Raw genomic sequence first — 19,800 nt, forward strand, 5'->3', positions numbered from 1 at the left:
CGGTCGACCGCCCTGGCCGCGAGGTTCGGCGACCAGCTCGGGATTGACGTCCGGGCAGGCCGAGGGCTGGGGCATGCGGGACAGGTCCTAGTCGGTGGGGAACTCGTCGGTCTTCAGCGTGAGGCCGACGACCGTCGCCGTGAGGTCCATGTCGTCGCCGAAGTCGACCTTCGTCTCGGTCGCGTAGTCGTCGCCCTTGGGGTTGGTGTAGACGTGGCAGCGACGCTGGTAGGGGTCGGCGATCAGGTAGACGGGGACCTCGGCGACCGCGTAGGCGGTCTTCTTGGGGCCGTAGTCGTTGGCCGCGGTGCCCTTGGAGATGACCTCGGCGACGAACTCGACGTCCTGGTGACGCCAGAGCCCTTTCTCGGTCCTGGCGGCGCCTTCGGCCATCACCGTCACGTCCGACGCGAACCCGTTGAGATGTCCCGGGTAGTCGATGCGTACGTCGGACTTGACCCGCTTCCGGGGGTACTTGGTCCGCAACTGCTCGACGATGTCCAGGATGATCTCCCAGTGGGTGTCCCGCTGCGGCGACATGAAGACGGTCCCCTCGACGATCTCGACCTTGTATCCCTCGGGGGCGGGCATCTTCTCGATCCGCTCGAACATCTCGTCGAGCGTGATCTCGTCGTCGCTCTCGGCCATCGCGATCCTGTCTTCGAGGACGGTCATCCTGGCGCTCCTCCCCGGCTGCCTCCGTATGTGCACAACCGCGCGGTTCAACGATACGCACGGTGACCGGGGAACGCTCGGATCCGGTCAATCCGCCCCGGCCCCGTACTCCTCGCCCAGGTCCCACCCCTGCCACATCGCCTCGGCGAACGCCTCGGCGATCCGGTGTTCGCCGTTCGCGTTGGGGTGGGTGCCGTCGTAGGTGTCGGTGTCGATGTCGTACGACCGCGGGGGCGAGGCCAGCAGGAGCGGTGAGCGCGGCTCGTCCAGGTCGGCGACCGCCTTCGCCAGCAACTCGTTGAAGAGGTTCACCTGTTCCGCGAACTGGGCGTCCGACGCGGCCCTGGTGTTCGGTATCACCGGCAGCACCGCCATGCGGATGCGCGGGTTGGCCTCCCGTGCGGCCGCGACGAAGGACCGCGCGTTCGCCGCCGTCTGCTCCGCGTTCGTGTAGAAGCCCAGGTCGATCAGGCCGAGGGAGACCAGCAGGACGTCGGCCCGGTGAGCCCGTACCGCCTCCCCGATCAGCGGGGCCATGTGCAGCCAGCCCTCGCCCCAGCCGGCCAGATGGGCCCGGGGGAAAGCGGGGTCGGCGTAGGCGTACGACGTGGGTGCCTCGGCGAGTTTGTCGTACAGCGTCTCGCGCGGGCCGACCAGCGTGAACGGGCCGCCGTAGGTCGCGCACAGGTGCTGCCACATGCGATACCGCCATGTGTGTTCGCCCGCGCTGCCGATGGTCACCGAGTCCCCGACGGGCATGAACCTGAGCATCCGCTCATGATGGACGATCAGGGGGACCGGCGGGGTGTGAGGACGGCCACGTCCCCCGTAGGGGAACACGGGGCGGGATGGCAGGCTTGGGCCCATGCGCCGACGATCGCTCGCCCTCCCCGCCGGAGCCCTTCTCGCCGGGCTCCTGCTCACGGGGGCTTTCGCCTCCGCCCCCGCCTCCGCCGCCGACGGCACCGGCGACGAAGGGTTCACGATCAAGGATCCGCGCATCACCGAGTCCAGCGGTCTCGCCGCCTCCCACCTGCACCCCGGCATCTACTGGACCCACAACGACAGCGACGACGGCCCCTACATCTACGCCGTGGACAGCGCGACCGGGAAGACCGTCGCGACGGTCACGCTCAGTGGCGTCGGCAGGCCCCGTGACGTCGAGGCCATCTCCATCGGCCCCGACAACCAGATCTACGTCGGTGACATCGGCGACAACCTCGACGGCAGCTGGCCGTACGTGTGGATCTACCGGCTGCCCGAGCCCGCGAAGCTCGTCGACCAGACCGTCCGGGCCACGCAGTACGTCGTCAAGTACTCGAACGGCGCCCGGAACGCGGAGTCGCTCATCGTCCATCCCAGGACCGGGCGCGTGTACATCATCGACAAGAAGGAGGACGGCGGGCATCTCTACGAGGGCCCGGCGACCTTGTCCTCCTCCGGCACCAACATCTTCAAACCCGTCGCCACCGTCGACCTCTGGGCCACCGACGCCGCCTTCTCGCCCGACGGCGGGCAGCTCGCCGTGCGCGGCTACTTCGGCGGCATCTACTACGACTGGAACGGCGGCGAGATCAAGCGGAAGGGCCGGCTCAACGTGCCGCTCCAGAAGCAGGGCGAGTCGGTCAGCTACTCCGCCGACGGGACCAGGCTGATGTACGGCAGCGAGGGCTCCGACAGCCCGGTGCAGGCCCAGGACGTGCCGGGCGGGGCAGCTGGCAAGTCGCCGTCCGGCAGCGGGAGTTCGGCCGCCGGCGGGGGGAGCGGCGGTGCCGCGAGCGGCGGGGTCAAGGTCGGCGCCATCGCCGTCGGCGTCGCCGTACTCGCCCTCTTCGGGCTGCGGCGGCTGCGGCGCACCCCCACCCGCCGGCACTGATCCGCCGCCCCGCTTCACCCATCCGGGTCACCGGCGGGGCGGCCGGGCGCCGGTCCGTGCAGGCTGGGAAGCGTCCCGCGGGACGGAAGTGGCAACAGGCGACCGGGTCCCGCCTCACGGAATGGGAGTACCGATGCGCCGCACCGCCCTGCGCCTGGCCGGGAACGTCTGCCTGGTCACGGCCGCCCTGGGCCTGACCGTCCCCGCGACCGCCGTCCCCGCGACCGCCACCGCCGAGTCCACTCGAACGGTCCGGGACGCAGCCTCCGCCGTCCCGCAGATCCGTTCGGTCAGCCTGCCGATCAGCGGCACCTTCGCCGGTCCCGGCGAGAAGGTCCGCATCCGGGGCACCCTCGACGTCACCGTCGTCACCGTCCCCGACGCCGCCGGCGGCGGCACCGCCCAGATCGTCAGCAGCCTGGACTACACCACCGGCACCGGCGACCCGAGTGGCGAGGCATACGACCTCGTCGGCGCGCAAAGGGACGACCTGCCCTTCTCGGCGGGGGCGACCACGACCCTCAAGGTCCGCCCTTCCTTCCTGCTGATCTCCCCCGTCGTCCCGCCCAACCCGGTCGTCCCGCCGAACCCGGTCCAGCCCGTCACGGTCTCGGTCACCGTCACCTCCGCCGGCGAGATCAACTCCATCACCGCCACGGTCGACACTCCCACGACCTGAGAGGACGGACCGGAAGCGTCGTACGTCCTGACGTAATGACGGTGTCAGAAGGGCGCCCGGTGCTAGTCAGTGCACCGGGCGCCCTTCACGGTCGTAGCCGCCGGGGAGTCAGAGCTTCTCGATCACGTAGTCGACGCACTTCGTCAGCGCCTCGACGTCGGCCGGGTCGATCGCCGGGAACATCGCGACGCGGAGCTGGTTGCGGCCGAGCTTGCGGTAGGGCTCGGTGTCGACGACGCCGTTGGCGCGCAGCACCTTGGCGACGGCGGCCGCGTCGATCTCGTCGGCGAAGTCGATCGTGCCGATGACCTGGGAGCGCTGGGCCGGGTCGGCGACGAACGGGGTGGCGTACTTGCTCTCCTCGGCCCAGCTGTACAGGCGGGTCGAGGAGTCCTTCGTACGGGCCGTCGACCAGGCGAGGCCGCCCTGGCCGTTCAGCCACTCCAGCTGCTGGTTGAGCAGGAAGAGGGTGGCGAGGGCCGGGGTGTTGTACGTCTGGTTCTTGCGGGAGTTGTCGATCGCCGTGGGGAGGCTGAAGAACTCCGGCACGTGACGGCCGCTCGCGTGGATGCGCTCGGCGCGCTCGATCGCGGCCGGGGAGAAGAGGCCGATCCACAGGCCGCCGTCGGAGGCGAAGGACTTCTGCGGGGCGAAGTAGTAGACGTCGGTCTCGGTGACGTCGACGGGGAGGCCGCCCGCGCCGGAGGTGGCGTCGACGAGCACGAGCGCGCCCTCGTCGGCCCCGGCGACCCGCTCGATCGGCATGGCGACACCGGTCGACGTCTCGTTGTGCGTGAAGGCGTAGGCGTCCACGCCGGCCTCGGCCCGCGGCTCCGGGTGGCTGCCCGGGTCGGAGGCGATGACGGTGGGTTCGGCCAGCCAGGGGGCGAGCTTGGCGGCCTTGGCGAACTTGGACGAGAACTCACCGAAGTTCAGGTGCTGCGACTTGCCGTCGATCAGACCGTGGGTGGCGATGTCCCAGAAGGCGGTGGAACCGCCGTTGCCGAGGACGACCTCGTAGCCGTCCGGGAGGGAGAACAGGGCGCTGATGCCCTCGCGGACCTGGCCGACCAGGTTCTTCACCGGGGCCTGGCGGTGGGAGGTGCCCATGAGAGAGGTGCCGGTGGCGGCGAGCGCGTCCAGCGCCTCCGTCCGCACCTTGGAGGGGCCCGCGCCGAAGCGTCCGTCGGCGGGCTTGATGTCAGCGGGGATCTGGATGTCAGCCACGGGGCGAGCGTAGTCGTTGGGGGAAACGTGGTCGAAATGTAGTCCGTCGGGTGAGACGGGCGGGTGCGGTGCCGCGGGACGGGGCGGTGGGGCGTGAGGCGAGGGCGGTGGGGGCGCGAGTCGAGGGCCGTGGGGACGGTTCCACAGCCGTCCGCGTCGCTGTCGGTGGTGGCGGGCAGACTGGGAGGCATGGTCGATCTGGAGGCTGAGCTGCGCAGGGCCGTCCGGGGCGAGGTGGGGTTCGACACCACGTCGCGGGCGCTGGTCACCATGGACGCGTCCAACTACCGGCGGGTCCCGGTGGGGGTGGTGGCCCCTCGGGACGCGGACGACGTCGCGGCCGTTCTGGAGGTGTGCCGCGCCCACGGGGTGCCGGTGGTCGCCCGGGGCGGGGGCACGTCGATCGCGGGACAGGCGACGGGCACGGGCGTGGTCCTTGACTTCACCCGCCACATGAACCGCCTGCTCGGCCTGGACCCGTCCACCCGTATGGCCGTCGTCCAGCCGGGGCTGGTCCTGGACCGCCTCCAGGAGGCCGCCGCCCCGCACGGTCTGCGCTTCGGCCCGGACCCCTCCACACACGGCCGCTGCACGCTCGGCGGGATGATCGGCAACAACTCGTGCGGATCGCACAGCGTGGCCTGGGGCACGACGGCGGACAGCGTCCGGGAACTGGACGTCATCACGGCGCGCGGGAAGCGGCTGCGGCTGGGACAGGACTGGGCCGGCGCACCGGAGGGCCTGCGCGAGCTGGTGGCCGGGGATCTGGGCCGCCTGCGCACCGGCTTCCCGGACCTGCCCCGCCGTATCTCCGGGTACGCCCTGGACGCGCTGCTGCCCGAGAAGGGCGCGGACGTGGCCCGTTCCTTCTGCGGGAGCGAGGGCACGCTGGGGATCCTCACGGAGGCGACCGTCCGCCTAGTCGGGTCACCCCGCGCGCTTGCGCTGGCGGTGCTGGGGTACGCCGACGAGAGCGCGGCCGCGGAGGCGGCGGCCGGTCTCCTCGCCTCCGCCCCGCTGACGGTGGAGGGCATGGCCGCCGACCTGGTGCGGTCCCCGGCCGGACTTCCGCGCGGCGGCGCCTGGCTGTTCGTCGAGACGGGCGCGGAATCGGCCGCGGAGGCACGCGCGCGTGCGGAGTCGATCGTCCGCGCGGCGGACGTCCTCGACGCGCTGGTCGTCACCGACCCGGCCCGGCAGCGCGCCCTCTGGCGCATCCGTGAGGACGCCTCCGGTACGGCGACACGGATGCCGGACGGCAGCGAGGCCTGGCCCGGCTGGGAGGACTGCGCGGTACCGCCGGCCCGACTGGGCGCGTACCTGCGGGACTTCAGACGCCTGCTGTCGGCCCACGGCCTGCGCGGCACCCCGTACGGGCACTTCGGCGACGGCTGCATCCACGTCCGTATCGACTTCGACCTGCTCAGCGAGGCGGGCGTGGCCCGCTTCCGCCGCTTCTCGGAGGAGCTGGCCGACCTCGTCGTCGCCCACGGCGGCTCGCTCTCCGGGGAGCACGGGGACGGCCAGGCGCGGGCGGAACTGCTGCCGAGGATGTACGGCCCGGAGATGGTGGCGTTGTTCGAGACTACGAAGGGAATCTGGGATCCGGACGACCTGCTGAACCCCGGCATGCTGGTGAGGCCTGCCCCCCTGGACACGAACCTCCGCTTCGCGGTCCTCCCCCGCGAGCCGCTGCCGGTGGCCTTCGCCTACCCCTCCGACAACGGCGACTTCTCGGCGGCGGTCCGCCGCTGCGTTGGCGTGGCGAAGTGCCGTACCCCTGCCGTGTCCGGCTCATCCGTGATGTGCCCGTCCTTCCGGGCGACGGGCGAGGAGGAGCACTCGACGCGCGGCCGGGCCCGGCTGCTGCACGAGATGCTGGCGGGCGAGCTGGTGACGGACGGCTGGCGTTCGACGGAGGTCCGCGACGCGCTGGACCTGTGCCTGTCCTGCAAGGGCTGCCGGTCGGACTGCCCGGTGGGGGTGGACATGGCGACGTACAAGGCGGAGTTCCTGCACCACCACTACGAGGGCCGCCGCCGGCCTTCGTCGCACTACAGCATGGGCTGGCTGCCGAGGTGGCTGGAGCTGACGGCCCGCACCCGCACGGCGTGGGCCGCCAACGCGCTCGCCTCGGTAGGGCCGCTGGCGGCGCTGGCCAAACGCCTGGGCGGCATCGCACCGGAGCGGCGCATCCCGCGCCTGGCGAGGGAACCCTTCAGCCGGTGGCAGCGACGCCGGCACCGAGGGCGCCTGCCCGGCCGGACGGCGGACGCGCGGGCGGGTCACCGCCCGGACTCCCCGGCTCCCAGGGCCTTCCTCTGGCCGGACACCTTCACCGAGTACCTGTCACCGTCCGTGGGCCGGGCCGCCGTACGGGTGCTGGAAGCGGCGGGAGTCGGAGTCCTGGAGCTGCCGACGCGAGACCGGAAGCCGCGGCGGTCCGGCCTGTTCCCCAGCCGACTCGGCCGCTCCTCCCGCGCCTGCTGCGGACTGACGTACCTCTCGACGGGCCAACTGGACCGCGCCCGCGCGGTGCTGCGCCGCACCCTGGATCTGCTGGAGCCGTTCCTGGCCCCGGAGACGGGGGACGCGCCCCTGTTCGTGGTCCTGGAACCCAGCTGCGCGGCGGCCCTCCGCGCGGACCTGCCGGAACTCCTCCCGGACGAGCCGCGCGCAGCCCGCCTGGCCGGAGCCGTGGTCACCTTCGCGGAGGCCCTGGAACGCCTGGCCCCCGACTGGAACCCACCCCACCTGAACCGCCCGGTCACCGGCCAGACCCACTGCCACCAGCACGCGGTACTGGGCGACGCCGCCGACCGCCGCCTCCGCAAGGCCGCCGCCCTCACCGGCGACCTGACCGGCGGCTGCTGCGGCCTGGCCGGCAACTTCGGCTTCGAAAAAGGCCACTTCGAGGTGTCGAGGGCCTGCGCGGAGGAACAGTTGCTGCCGGCCGTACGGGAGGCGGAACCCGACGCGGTGGTCCTGGCGGACGGCTTCTCCTGCCGCACCCAGCTGGAGCAACTGGCGGGGGTACGGGGGAGGCATCTGGCGGAGGTACTGGCGGAGGGGTTGGAGGGGGACGGGAAGTGACTGTGCGCGAGGCTGCGTTGAACCGGGTGGCGGTTCTCTCCGACATCCACGGGGTGTTACCGGCGCTGGAGGCGGTCCTCGCGGAACCGGACGTGTCCACGGCTGACCGCATCGTCCTCACCGGCGACATCACGGCGGGTCCGCAACCAGGCCAGGTGATCGACGCGTTGCGCGAACTGGGCGACCGGGTGCTGTGGCTGTCGGGAAACGCGGACCGGGAGTTGGTCGAGTACCGCCGGGGCGGGCGCACCCAAATCCCGGATCCGATAGGCCCGTTCGCGGCGAACGCGCTCACCGACGACCAGGTCGACTTCCTCGCCGCCCTCCCCAAGACGGCCACCCTCACGATTCGAGGCATGGGCCGGGTCCTGTTCTGCCACGCGACACCCCGCGACGACGAGGAGATCGTCCTGGTCGACTCCCCTCTGGACCGCTGGGCGGAGGTATTCGCCGGCGTCGGCCCCGACATCACAGCAGTCGTCTGCGGCCACACCCATATGCCGTTCACCCGCCTCGCCCACGGCCGCCTGGTCGTCAACCCTGGCAGTGTGGGCATGCCCTACGGCCGTCCGGGCGCCCACTGGTGCCTCCTGGGCCCCGGGACCGACCTGCGCCTGACGTCGTACGACATCCCGGCGGCGGTGGCCCGGCTCCGTGCCGAGTGCGGGTATCCGGACATCGCGGAGTGGGCGGACTGCTACCTCAACTCCCGGGTGACCGATACGGAGGCGTTGGCGGTGTTCGGGCCGAGGGACGGGAGGGCGGTGGCCACCGAGATTCCGTAGCAGCGGGCTCGGCTCATCCATGCCGGATGACCTCCGCCACCGCCGGCCCCCCGACGACGCGGTGGCGGAGCGACTTCCCCAGTGCTACGGGGAAGGGCAGCAGCGTTCCCCACCGCCGACCTCCCCCTGAACGGAGGTGAAGGGCCCCGGCAGCCGTGGCCCCTCACCTTCAGTTCAGCCGGCTCAGCCGTTGACCGCGGCTTTCGGCGATCCTGAGTGCGTCCTGGAGCGCTTCCGCCAGACGTTCGGCGAGGAAGCGGAGGTCGCCGCGCGGACTGTCCGGAAGCATGTCACGGGCGTGGGCGAGAAGTTGGGTGCCCATGCCGAGCTGGATTGATTCCGTCGCGTCGGCCAGGCGGGACAAGGGTCCGCCGTGATCGTCGGTGATCAGGAAGCAGGGCTTGCCCTCAGGGCCGGACCAGGGCAGCAGGCGTGGGTCGTGAGGTGGTTCGGGCGATTCCGGCGGTTCGGCTGCCGGTCTCATCAGGCGACCTCCGCCCCGTGAATCCAGTAGGAGCCGCTCACGTCCAGCCTCAGGGCGCCCGCGGCCAGGGCTCGCCGGCGCTGTTCGTGGGCGGTGAGGTACGGGCGTACGGACCGGGTGGCCGCACCGTCGAGCGGAGTGTCGGCGTCGAGGCCGTACGGCCTTCGGAGACAGGGAAGAACAAGGGCATTCCCCGGCGGGGGAGGGATGGTGGGCGACAGGCTGGGCGGTTGCGCGGGGTGCGCTACTCGTCCAGCCGGCAGGAGCCTCACCCAGGTGATAAGGCGGCCGATAAAGTCCGTCATGTCATCAGCTCCGTTCAGGTCAGCTGGTGGCCGCGCCCCCGGACGGCTCCACCCGTCGCGGGGGTCTTGTGGTCGCGGTCTACCGCAGTCTACCGCGGTCGCGCGGTCTACCGCAGAGTTTTAGCGTCAACCGCATGACTCCCCAGCTCGACCGAACCCGACCTGTCTGGCGCCAGGTCGCTGCAGTCATCACCAGCCGTATCGCTGACGGTGAGTATCCGGTGGGTGCCCGTGTGCCCTCGGTCGTAGAACTGTCTGCGGAGTTCGGGATTGCGTCGTCGACGGCCCAGAAGGCGTTGGCCCACCTCAAGGCGGAGGGGCTTGTCCGTGCTGAGGTCGGCCTCGGATCCTTCGTCGCCAGGCGGCCCGAGGGACCTTCCGAAGCGAGCGAGGCCTAGCACCTTCGGCTGCGAGGAGAAGGCGGCCCGTCGGCGGGCGCGGTGGCCCGAGCTGACCGCCCCGGAGCGGCGGTGAGCGTTTCCGTGACACGCGGTCCTCGGGCGGCGTGGGGGAGACAACCGCTGGGGGTGCGTCTGTTGTCCTTGACGTAATGACCGGTCCCGCAGCCGAGGAGTTCCCGCCGATGACAGCAGTCCTTCGCCTTCAGCCCATCACCCGTGCCGAGCATCTCGCCTTCGTCGGTTCCCGGCCGTCCGTCAGCCATATGCAGTTGCCGTCCTGGGGGGATGCGAAGCCCGACTGGCGGGCGGAGAGTCTGGGCTGGTTCGACGGGGAGGGGCGGGTTGTCGGGGTCGGGCTGGTGTTGTTGCGGGCGCTGCCCAAGGTGAAGCGGTATCTCGCCTATCTGCCGGAGGGGCCGGTCATCGACTGGCACGACCCCGGGCTGGAGCGCTGGCTCGATCCGCTGCTGGCCCATCTGAAGGGGCGCGGGGCGTTCGCGGTGAAGATGGGGCCGCCTGTCGTCGTACGACGGTGGAGTGCGGACGCGGTGAAAGAGGCCATCGCGGATCCGGCGGCGCGGCGGCTGCGGGACGCCGAGGCGACCTCCGAGGAACCCCGTGCCCTCGAACTCGCCGAACGGCTGCGCCGGATGGGGTGGCGGCAGGCGGAGGCGGGCGGGGAGGACGGGTTCGCGGCCGGACAGCCCCGGTATGTGTTCCAAGTGCCGTTCGCCGGAAGGGCGTTGGACGATATCCAGCGCGGGCTCAATCAGCAGTGGCGGCGCAACGTGAAGAAGGCCGAAAAGGCGGGCGTCAAGGTCGTCCGCGGTGGATACGAGGACCTGCCCGCCTTCTACACGCTGTACGCCGAGACCGCCGAACGTGACCGCTTCATCGCGCGCCCCCTCTCCTACTTCCAGCGCATGTGGACCGCCCTCACCTCCGAACACCCCGACCGTATGCGCCTCTACCTCGCCCACCACGAGGGCGACGTCCTCGCCGCCGCGACCATGCTCACCGTCGGCGAGCACATCTGGTACTCCTACGGCGCCTCCACCAGCCGCAGGCGCGAGGTCCAGCCCAACAACGCCATCCAGTGGCGGATGATGTGCGACGCCCACGAACTCGGCGCCGCGGTATACGACTTCAGAGGCATCACCGACACCCTGGAGGAGTCCAACCACCTGCTGGGGCTGCTCCGTTTCAAGGTCGGCGCCGGCGGGGAGGCCGTCGAGTACCTGGGGGAGTGGGACTTCCCGCTCAACAAACTGCTCCACAAGGCGTTCGACGTGTACATGGCCCGCCGCGCTTCATAAGCCGGCCAGCCCTGGCCCGGCATCTGAGCCCGCGGACATGGGCGGCCGACCGTCAGTTCGGCGGCGGGGCCCGGCTGCGGGGTCCGGTCCCCCGGCTCCCCGGGGGGACCGGCGGAAAAGAGGCCCGGCGGTCCATCGCCGGACCTCATTGGCCGCGACCGGCGGCAAGGCGGGTGTGCGGGCGGCCGGCGGTCAGGACAGTTCCATAAGGGGTTCACGTGCCTGTCCAAGTCCATTACCCTGGACTGAGCAGTGCACCGCAATGAACAACGAGCTCTCTGGACCGCCCGTGACCACCCCCAGCACCTCGCAGCCGGCACCCACCTCCACAGTCGTGTCCGCGCCCGCACCCGCACCCGCAGGCGGGCCGGGCAGTCGCCTCGGCTCGCTCGGTCCCGTCGGTCTGGTGCTGGCCGGCGGGATTTCCGTGCAGTTCGGCGGTGCCCTCGCGGTCACCCTGATGCCCAGGGCGGGCGCGCTCGGCGTGGTGACCCTGCGGCTACTCGCGGCCGCAGTCGTCCTGCTCGTGGTCTGTCGGCCCCGGCTGCGCGGCCACTCCCGCACCGACTGGGGGACGGTGATCGTCTTCGGTATCACCATGGGCGCGATGAACGGCCTCTTCTACGAGGCCGTCGACCGCATCCCACTGGGCCCTGCCGTCACCCTCGAAGTGCTGGGCCCGCTCGCCCTGTCCGTGCTGGCCTCCCGGCGCGCCGTCAACGCGGTGTGGGCCGGACTCGCCCTGGCCGGTGTCTTCCTCCTCGGCGGCGGAGGCTTCAGCGATCTCGACCCCACAGGTGTCGCCTTCGCCCTGGGTGCCGGTGCCATGTGGGCCGCCTACATAGTCTTCAGCGCCCGTACCGGCCGCCGCTTCCCGCAGGCCGACGGTCTGGCCCTGGCCATGGCGGTCGCGGCCCTGCTCTTCCTGCCGCTGGGCATCGCCGAGGCCGGCACCAAGCTCCTCGACCCGACCACCGTCGTCCTGGGCTCGTCGGTCGCGGTGCTCTCCTCCGTCCTGCCCTACACCCTCGAACTCCTCGCCCTGCGCCGCCTTCCCGCGCACACCTTCGCCGTCCTCATGAGCCTGGAACCGGCCATCGCCGCCACCGCCGGCTTCCTCATCCTCGACCAGGCCCTGACCGTCACCCAGGCGGCCGCCATCGCCCTCGTCATCGCGGCGAGCATCGGCGCGGTCCGCACCCAGGTGGGGCGCGGCCGACGGGCGGCGGCCGGCGTCGAGGCGGTGGCCGGCCTTCAGGCCGAAGGGAACGGCAGCGCGTCCTGATAGCCGTTGGACGGGCGCTGGATCTTCTTCACGGTCTGGGCGTCCAGCGCGACCGGCGCCGACTTCGTGCCCAGCTTCCCGCCGGGATGCCAGTTGCCCGTGACCGACACCCAGGTGTTGGCGGCGGGGATGCTGCTGCCGTAGATCCGCACCTTCACGGACTGCGCGTCGGCGGCGCAGCACGAGATGATGATCCGGGTCAGGTCCCAGCTCCCGCCTCCCGGAACGGGCGTGACCAGCCCGCTCATCTCCACGGTCCGCGCCTTGATGGCCAGCGTGCGGTCCTGCTGTACCCGGGTGGTGAAGTCCGTGAGGGTTCCTCCGCACGCCCCACACATCACTTCATCGCCGAATGTTCGCATCGAACATAGGGCATACGGAGGCCGGTGCCGCGACGGGGCGTCCCAAGGGGCGCTCCAGGGACGGCCCAGGGATGGGCCCAGGAAGTCGAGCAAATTCATGCAAGCGTGCTTGATTGTTTCTGGGGCCGCTGCCATGCTCCTCCCCATGTCCGAGCCGACGCCTGTCATCGACGACCTGCGTGAGGAGAGCACGGAACTCGACCGGCTGGTAGCCGAGTCGGGAACCGAGCGGTGGGCTCTCGCCACCCCCGTGCCCCGCTGGACCATCGCCCACCAGATCGCCCATCTGCACTGGACCGACCGCGCGGCACTGCTCGCCGTGACGGACGAGGACGGTTTCCGCGCGGAGGCCGAGAAGGCACTCGCCGCGCCCGACACCTTCGTCGACGAGGGCGCCGAGGACGGCGCGCGACTCCCGCCCGCCGAACTGCTGTCGCGGTGGCGCGAGGGCCGGACCGCGCTCGACCGGGCCCTGCGGGAGGCCGCACCCGGCACCCGCTTCCCCTGGTTCGGGCCACCCATGTCCGCCGCCTCCATGGCCACCGGCCGGCTTATGGAGACCTGGGCCCACGGCCAGGACATCGCCGACGCCCTGGGTGTGGTCCGCACCCCCACCGCCCGGCTCGGACATGTGGTCCGCATCGGGGTGCGCGCGAGGAACTTCGCCTACCTGGCACACGGCCTCACCCCGCCCGCCGAGGAGTTCCGGGTGGAGATCACCGGCCCGGGCGGCGAACTGTGGAGCTACGGCCCCGAAGACGCCCCGCAGCGCGTGACCGGCCCCGCACTCGACTTCTGCCTCCTGGTCACCCAGCGCGCCCACCGAAGCGACCTCGCCGTGCGGGCCGTCGGCCCCGACGCCGACCGCTGGCTCGACATCGCCCAGGCCTTCGCGGGGCCGCCCGGCACCGGCCGCACCCCGAAGGGCGGCACCGCGTGACCCTGCGCATAGGCAACGCCTCCGGCTTCTACGGCGACCGCTTCGACGCCCTGCGCGAGATGCTCACCGGCGGCGAACTCGATGTCCTCACCGGCGACTACCTAGCCGAGCTGACCATGCTCATCCTGGGCCGCGACCGGCTGAAGGACCCCGGCGCCGGATACGCCCGCACCTTCCTCCGCCAGCTGGAGGACTGCCTGGGCCTCGCCCACGAACGCGGCGTACGGATCGTCACCAACGCCGGCGGCCTCAACCCGGCAGGTCTCGCCGACGCTGTGCGGAAACTGGCCGACCGGCTCGGCATCCCTGTGCGCGTCGCACATGTGGAGGGCGACGACCTCACCGCCGCCCACCCCGGCAGCCTCGCCGCCCACGCCTACCTCGGCGGCTTCGGGATCGCCGAGTGCCTGCGGGCCGGCGCCGACATCGTGGTCACCGGCCGGGTCACCGACGCCGCTCTCGTCACCGGGCCCGCCACCGCCCACTTCGGCTGGCGGCCGGGGGACTACGACCGGCTCGCGGGCGCCGTCGTCGCCGGACACGTCCTGGAGTGCGGAACCCAGGCCACCGGCGGCAACTACGCCTTCTTCGCCGAAGCCGAAGCGGGGGCCGGCCGGGACATGCGGCGGCCCGGCTTCCCGCTCGCCGAACTCCACGAGGACGGCAGTTGCGTCATCACCAAGCACCCCGGCACCGGCGGCTTCGTCGACGTCGGCACGGTGACCGCCCAGCTCCTGTACGAGACCGGCGGCGCCCGGTACGCGGGCCCCGACGTCACCGCCCGCCTCGACACCGTACGGCTGAGCCAGGACGGCCCGGACCGGGTACGGATCGAGGGCGCACGGGGCGAGGCACCTCCCCCGACCCTCAAGGTCGGCCGCAACCGGCTGGGCGGCTTCCGCAACGAGGTCGTCTTCGTCCTCACCGGGCTCGACGTCGAGGCCAAGGCGGGACTGGTACGCGGGCAGATGGCGGATGCCCTCGCCAAGTCGCCGCCGGAGGAGGTGCGGTGGGAACTGGTGCGCACCGACCGTCCCGACGCGGACACCGAGGAGACGGCCAGCGCGCTGCTGCGGCTCGTCGTACGGGACCGGGACCAGGAGACCGTCGGGCGGGCGCTGAGCGGAGCCGCCGTGGAACTGGCGCTCGCCAGCTACCCCGGCTTCCATGTGCTTGCGCCACCTGGGAAGGGCGCACCCTATGGGGTCTTCGAGGATGTGTACGTCCCCCAGGGCGTGGTGCCCCATGTGGCCGTCCTCCACGACGGGCGACGGATCCCTGTGCCGCCGACCCAGGACACCCTCGTACTCCAGGATCCGCCGCAACCGCCGCTGCCCGAGCCGCTCCCGGCCGGTCCCACCCGGCGGGCGCCCCTCGGCCTTGTCGCCGGGGCCCGCAGTGGTGACAAGGGCGGGAACGCCAACGTCGGCGTCTGGGTGCGCTCGGATGAGGCCTGGCGCTGGCTCGCGCACACCCTGACCGTCGACGCGTTCCGGCACCTCATACCGGAGAGCGGCGAGCTGACCGTCACCCGGCACCTCCTGCCCAACCTCCGCGCCCTCAACTTCACCGTCGAAGGCATCCTCGGCCGGGGTGTGGCCACCCAACACCGTTTCGACCCCCAGGCCAAGGCCCTCGGCGAATGGCTTCGCTCCCGCCACCTGGACATCCCGGAGGCCCTGCTGTGACGGTCATCGAGACCACGCTCGACACCCACACCCCCGACTACCGGGCGAACCGCGACACCATGCTCGCCAAGCTCACCGACCTGGAGGCCGAGCACGCCAAGGCCCTCGCGGGCGGCGGCGAGAAGTACGTCGCACGGCACCGGAAGCGCGGCAAACTCCTCGCCCGCGAGCGCATCGAACTTCTCCTCGACCCCGACACCCCCTTCCTGGAGCTGTCGCCGCTGGCCGCCTGGGGCAGCGACTACGCCGTCGGGGCCTCGCTCGTCACCGGGATCGGGGTCGTCGAGGGCGTGGAGTGCCTGATCACCGCCAACGACCCGACCGTGCGCGGCGGCGCCAGCAACCCCTGGTCGCTGAAGAAGGCCCTGCGCGCCAACGACATCGCCCTCGCCAACCGGCTGCCCTGCATCAGCCTGGTCGAGTCGGGCGGCGCCGACCTGCCCTCGCAGAAGGAGATCTTCATCCCGGGCGGGGCCGTCTTCCGCGACCTGACCCGGCTCTCGGCCGCCGGAATCCCGACCGTCGCCGTCGTCTTCGGCAACTCCACCGCCGGTGGCGCCTACATCCCCGGCATGTCCGACCACGTGATCATGGTCAAGGAGCGCGCGAAGGTCTTCCTCGGCGGACCGCCCCTGGTGAAGATGGCCACCGGCGAGGAGAGCGACGACGAGTCCCTGGGCGGCGCGGAGATGCACGCGCGCGTGTCGGGACTCGCCGACTACTTCGCCGTCGACGAACCGGACGCGCTGCGGCAGGCGCGCCGCGTGGTGGCCCGCCTCAACCACCGCAAGGCATACGAGGATCCAGGTCCGGCGGACCCTCCCAAGTACTCCGCCGACGAACTCCTGGGCATCGTCCCCGGCGACCTCAAGATTCCCTTCGACCCGCGCGAGGTGATCGCCCGGCTCGTCGACGCCTCCGACTTCGACGAGTTCAAGCCGCTGTACGGGGCCAGTCTGACGACCGGCTGGGCCACCCTGCACGGCTATCCCGTGGGGGTGCTGGCGAACGCGCAGGGCGTCCTGTTCTCCGCGGAGTCGCAGAAGGCCGCCCAGTTCATCCAGCTCGCCAACCAGCGCGACATCCCGCTCCTCTTCCTGCACAACACCACCGGCTACATGGTCGGCAAGGAGTACGAGCAGGGCGGGATCATCAAGCACGGCGCGATGATGATCAACGCGGTCAGCAACAGCCGCGTACCGCACATCTCCGTCCTCATGGGCGCCTCCTACGGCGCCGGCCACTACGGCATGTGCGGGCGCGCCTACGACCCCCGTTTCCTGTTCGCCTGGCCCAGCGCCAAGTCGGCGGTCATGGGCCCGCAGCAGCTCGCCGGCGTGCTCTCGATCGTCGCCCGCCAGTCGGCCGCAGCGAAGGGACAGCCGTACGAGGAGGACGGCGACGCGGCCCTGCGCGCCATGGTCGAGCAGCAGATCGAGTCCGAGTCGCTGCCGATGTTCCTGTCCGGGCGGCTGTACGACGACGGCGTCATCGACCCCCGCGACACCCGCACCGTCCTCGGCCTGTGCCTGTCCGCCATCCACACCGCCCCCTACGAGGGCGCGCGGGGCGGCTTCGGCGTCTTCCGGATGTGAGGCTCATGATTTCCACTCTGCTGGTCGCCAACCGGGGCGAGATCGCCTGCCGGATCTTCCGCACCTGCGCCGAACTCGGCATCCGGACCGTGGCCGTGCACTCGGACGCCGACGAGAACGCGCTCCACGCGCGCGTGGCCGACACCGCGGTACGACTGCCGGGCGCGACACCCGCGGACACCTACCTGCGCGGCGACCTGGTGGTGAAGGCCGCCGTGAGCGCCGGCGCGGACGCCGTGCACCCCGGGTACGGCTTCCTCTCCGAGAACGCCGACTTCGCCCGGGCCGTCCTCGACGCCGGCCTGGTCTGGATCGGGCCGCCCCCGGAGGCGATCGAGGCGATGGCGTCCAAGACGCGAGCCAAGGAGCTGATGGGGATAGCGCCGCTCGGCGAGGTCACCGAGTCCGACCTGCCGGTACTGGTGAAGGCGGCCGCGGGCGGCGGAGGGCGCGGGATGCGCATCGTGCGCCGCCTTGAGGAGCTGAGCGCCGCACTGGACGGCGCACGCGCCGAGGCCGCGAGCGCCTTCGGCGACGGCGAGGTCTTCGTCGAGCCCTACATCGAGCGCGGCCGCCATGTGGAGGTGCAGATCCTCGCCGACGCGCACGGCACGGTGTGGCCGCTGGGCACACGCGACTGCTCACTCCAGCGCAGACACCAGAAGGTGATCGAGGAAGCGCCGGCGCCCGGGCTCCCCGAAGGGCTCACGAAGGAGCTGTACGCGCTGGCCGTGCGCGCCGCACACGCCGTCGACTACGTCGGCGCGGGCACCGTCGAGTTTCTCGTCGCCGACGGAAATGCGCACTTCCTGGAGATGAACACCCGCCTCCAGGTCGAACACCCCGTCACCGAGGCCGTCTTCGGCATCGACCTGGTCGCCGAACAGATCCGCGTCGCCGAGGGCCACGCCCTCCCGCTCCAGGCCCCCCGCGCGCACGGCCACGCGGTCGAGGCCCGCCTCTACGCCGAGGACCCCGCCCGCGACTGGACCCCGCAGACCGGCACCCTGTACCGCCTCGCCGTCCCCGGCAGCGTCCGCCTGGACACCGGCTACACCGACGGCGACGAGATCGGCGTCCACTACGACGCGATGCTCGCGAAAGCGGTCGCGCACGCCCCCACGCGCGCGGAAGCGCTGCGCACACTGGCGCGCGCCCTCGAAAACACCACCCTGCACGGCCCCACCACCAACCGCGACCTCCTCGTCCGCTCCCTGCGCCACGAGGAGTTCGCCTCGGCCCGCATGGACACCGGCTTCTACGACCGCCACCTCACCACCCTCACGGCGCCCGCCCCCGACCCGCACGCCCCCCTCGCGGCCGCCCTGGCCGACGCCCAAGGCCGCTCCCGCTTCGGCGGCTGGCGCAACGTTCCCTCCCAGCCGCAGACCAAGCGCTACCTGATGGCAGGCGAGGAGCACGAGGTCCACTACCGGCACGCGCGCGAGGGCCTCACGGCAGAGGGCGTACGGGTCGTGCACGCGGGCGCGCGTCTGGTCGTACTCGAAATCGACGGCGTGCGCCGGAAGTTCGAGGTGACGAGATACGGCGACCAGGTCCATGTCAACAACATCGCGCTCACCGCCCTCCCGCGTTTCCCCGACCCGAAGGCCCAGCTGGCGCCGGGATCCCTGCTGGCACCGATGCCGGGGACGGTGGTCCGGGTGGCGGAAGGGCTGACGGAGGGCACCACCGTGCAGGCCGGCCAGCCTCTTCTGTGGCTGGAGGCGATGAAGATGCAGCACCAGATCGCAGCGCCGGTCACGGGGACGCTGAGCGAGCTGAAGGTGGTCCTTGGGCAGCAGGTAGAGCCCGGCTCTCTACTGGCGGTAGTGCAAGCAACTTAGGGGCGCGGGGAACTGCGCGACCAGCCACCGACAACCCGCACGCGAAGGAGCCACGTTGACCCCCCAAATCGAAACAGACGAGCACAAGGCACTCCGTGCAGCGGTAGCCGCCCTCGGCAAGAAGTACGGCCGCGACTACATCACGACCGTCGTCTCGGAGGGCCGCCACCCCACCGAACTCTGGCAGGAAGCCGCGAAACTCGGCTACGTGGGTGTCAACCTCCCCGAGGAGTACGGAGGCGGCGGAGGCGGCATCGCCGAACTGTCGATCATCCTGGAAGAGCTGGGCGCCACGGGAGCGCCCCTTCTGATGATGGTCGTCACTCCCGCCATCTGCGGCACAGTGATCGCCCGCTTCGGCACCGACGCCCAGAAGACCCGTTGGCTCCCCGCGCTGGCGGACGGCTCACGCCTCATGGCCTTCGGCATCACCGAACCCGACGCAGGCTCCAACTCCCACCGCATCACCACCACCGCCCGCCGCGACCCGGACACCGGCGACTGGCTGCTCACCGGCCGCAAGGTCTTCATCTCCGGCGTCGACATGGCCGACGCCGTCCTGATCGTCGGCCGCACCGAGGACGCCCATACCGGACGCCTCAAGCCCTGCCTGTTCATCGTCCCGACCGACGCCGAGGGCTTCCACAAGCAGCCCATCGACATGGAACTCAACGCGGCAGAGAAGCAGTTCGAGCTGGTTCTCGACGACGTACGGCTGCCCGCCGACGCACTCGTCGGCGACGAGGACGCCGGGCTGCTGCAACTGTTCGCCGGACTCAACCCGGAGCGGATCATGACGGCCGCCTTCGCGATCGGCATGGGGCGCTACGCGCTGTCCAAAGCGATCCAGTACGCGCGCGACCGTACCGTCTGGAAGACCCCCATCGGCGCCCACCAGGCCATCGCACACCCCCTCGCCCAGGCGCACATCGACCTCGAACTCGCACGCCTGATGATGCAGAAGGCGGCCCATCTGTACGACGCAGGCGACGACGTCGGCGCGGGCGAGGCCGCCAACATGGCCAAGTACGCGGCGGGCGAGGCATGCGTCCGCGCGGTCGACCAGTCCGTGCACACCCTCGGCGGCAACGGACTCACTCGCGAATACGGACTCGCCTCACTGATAACGGCCGCGCGTGTGGCTCGTATTGCTCCGGTGAGCAGGGAGATGATTCTCAACTACGTCTCCCACCAGACCCTGGGCCTTCCCAAGTCGTACTAGGCCACTCACTGGCACCGGCA

General features: G+C 71.3%; 17 protein-coding genes. 12 read left to right on the forward strand and 5 right to left on the reverse strand.

Annotated elements, in window-relative coordinates; genetic code table 11:
• Positions 1-87: 87 nt before the first annotated feature.
• Positions 88-675 carry a Uma2 family endonuclease gene (locus tag ABZ396_RS07385; protein ID WP_358916597.1) on the reverse strand — a complete coding sequence of 196 codons (588 nt, stop codon included), beginning with the start codon at positions 673-675 and terminating at the stop codon, positions 88-90.
• Between the two features lie 87 nt (positions 676-762).
• Positions 763-1,446, reverse strand: a complete 684-nt coding sequence (locus ABZ396_RS07390) for an SGNH/GDSL hydrolase family protein (RefSeq protein WP_358916599.1) — start codon at positions 1,444-1,446, stop codon at positions 763-765.
• A gap of 94 nt (positions 1,447-1,540) precedes the next feature.
• On the opposite strand from ABZ396_RS07390, the gene ABZ396_RS07395 reads away from it, so the two are divergent.
• Both ABZ396_RS07395 and ABZ396_RS07400 read left to right on the forward strand, forming a co-directional pair.
• Positions 1,541-2,551: a WD40 repeat domain-containing protein gene (locus tag ABZ396_RS07395; RefSeq protein WP_358916601.1), complete on the forward strand. Its 1,011-nt coding sequence runs from the start codon at positions 1,541-1,543 to the stop codon at positions 2,549-2,551.
• 133 nt (positions 2,552-2,684) lie between these two features.
• Positions 2,685-3,230, forward strand: coding sequence for a hypothetical protein (locus ABZ396_RS07400; protein WP_358916603.1), 546 nt, complete (start codon positions 2,685-2,687; stop codon positions 3,228-3,230).
• A 108-nt stretch (positions 3,231-3,338) separates the two neighbouring features.
• On the opposite strand, the gene serC is transcribed toward ABZ396_RS07400, so the two are convergent.
• Positions 3,339-4,457 carry a phosphoserine transaminase gene (gene serC, locus ABZ396_RS07405; protein WP_358916605.1) on the reverse strand — a complete coding sequence of 373 codons (1,119 nt, stop codon included), beginning with the start codon at positions 4,455-4,457 and terminating at the stop codon, positions 3,339-3,341.
• Positions 4,458-4,646: 189 nt separating this feature from the next.
• Here serC and ABZ396_RS07410 point away from each other — a divergent pair, with 189 nt between their 5' ends.
• On the forward strand, positions 4,647-7,550 hold the full coding sequence (locus ABZ396_RS07410; RefSeq protein ID WP_358916607.1) for an FAD-binding and (Fe-S)-binding domain-containing protein: 2,904 nt from the start codon (positions 4,647-4,649) through the stop codon (positions 7,548-7,550).
• A gap of 17 nt (positions 7,551-7,567) precedes the next feature.
• Positions 7,568-8,335 carry a metallophosphoesterase family protein gene (locus ABZ396_RS07415; RefSeq protein WP_358916732.1) on the forward strand — a complete coding sequence of 256 codons (768 nt, stop codon included), beginning with the start codon at positions 7,568-7,570 and terminating at the stop codon, positions 8,333-8,335.
• A 169-nt stretch (positions 8,336-8,504) separates the two neighbouring features.
• On the opposite strand, the gene ABZ396_RS07420 is transcribed toward ABZ396_RS07415, so the two are convergent.
• The gene (locus ABZ396_RS07420) at positions 8,505-8,819 is read right to left on the reverse strand and encodes a hypothetical protein (RefSeq protein ID WP_358916609.1); all 315 of its coding nucleotides are present in this window, start codon (positions 8,817-8,819) and stop codon (positions 8,505-8,507) included.
• Positions 8,820-9,258: 439 nt separating this feature from the next.
• Here ABZ396_RS07420 and ABZ396_RS07425 point away from each other — a divergent pair, with 439 nt between their 5' ends.
• The 3 genes from ABZ396_RS07425 (at position 9,259) to ABZ396_RS07435 (ending at position 12,126) form a co-directional block, all read left to right on the forward strand.
• Positions 9,259-9,522, forward strand: a complete 264-nt coding sequence (locus tag ABZ396_RS07425; RefSeq protein WP_358916611.1) for a winged helix-turn-helix domain-containing protein — start codon at positions 9,259-9,261, stop codon at positions 9,520-9,522.
• Positions 9,523-9,707: 185 nt separating this feature from the next.
• The gene (locus ABZ396_RS07430) at positions 9,708-10,841 is read left to right on the forward strand and encodes a peptidoglycan bridge formation glycyltransferase FemA/FemB family protein (protein WP_358916613.1); all 1,134 of its coding nucleotides are present in this window, start codon (positions 9,708-9,710) and stop codon (positions 10,839-10,841) included.
• 289 nt (positions 10,842-11,130) lie between these two features.
• A complete protein-coding gene (locus ABZ396_RS07435; protein WP_358916615.1) occupies positions 11,131-12,126 on the forward strand; it encodes an EamA family transporter in 996 nt (331 codons plus the stop codon).
• On the opposite strand, the gene ABZ396_RS07440 is transcribed toward ABZ396_RS07435, so the two are convergent.
• Positions 12,096-12,488 carry a hypothetical protein gene (locus ABZ396_RS07440; RefSeq protein WP_358916617.1) on the reverse strand — a complete coding sequence of 131 codons (393 nt, stop codon included), beginning with the start codon at positions 12,486-12,488 and terminating at the stop codon, positions 12,096-12,098. The genes ABZ396_RS07435 and ABZ396_RS07440 overlap by 31 nt on opposite strands.
• A gap of 145 nt (positions 12,489-12,633) precedes the next feature.
• Between ABZ396_RS07440 and ABZ396_RS07445 the strand changes: the two genes are divergently transcribed.
• From ABZ396_RS07445 to ABZ396_RS07465, 5 genes are read left to right on the forward strand one after another with little or no spacing between them, the layout of a single operon-like run.
• Positions 12,634-13,428, forward strand: a complete 795-nt coding sequence (locus tag ABZ396_RS07445; protein WP_358916618.1) for a TIGR03084 family metal-binding protein — start codon at positions 12,634-12,636, stop codon at positions 13,426-13,428.
• Entirely contained in the window at positions 13,425-15,116 is a 1,692-nt protein-coding gene (locus ABZ396_RS07450; RefSeq protein WP_358916620.1) for an acyclic terpene utilization AtuA family protein, read from the forward strand. The genes ABZ396_RS07445 and ABZ396_RS07450 overlap by 4 nt, the downstream gene beginning before the upstream one ends.
• Positions 15,113-16,711 carry a carboxyl transferase domain-containing protein gene (locus ABZ396_RS07455; protein ID WP_358916622.1) on the forward strand — a complete coding sequence of 533 codons (1,599 nt, stop codon included), beginning with the start codon at positions 15,113-15,115 and terminating at the stop codon, positions 16,709-16,711. The genes ABZ396_RS07450 and ABZ396_RS07455 overlap by 4 nt, the downstream gene beginning before the upstream one ends.
• A 5-nt stretch (positions 16,712-16,716) precedes the next feature.
• A complete protein-coding gene (locus ABZ396_RS07460) occupies positions 16,717-18,558 on the forward strand; it encodes a biotin carboxylase N-terminal domain-containing protein (protein WP_358916624.1) in 1,842 nt (613 codons plus the stop codon).
• A gap of 55 nt (positions 18,559-18,613) precedes the next feature.
• Positions 18,614-19,780 (forward strand): acyl-CoA dehydrogenase family protein, encoded by a 1,167-nt coding sequence (locus tag ABZ396_RS07465; RefSeq protein WP_358916626.1) that lies wholly within the window; start codon positions 18,614-18,616, stop codon positions 19,778-19,780.
• Positions 19,781-19,800: the final 20 nt, after the last annotated feature.

It is taken from the genome of Streptomyces sp. NPDC005866 (assembly GCF_040629895.1).
Classification (GTDB): Bacteria; Actinomycetota; Actinomycetes; order Streptomycetales; family Streptomycetaceae; genus Streptomyces.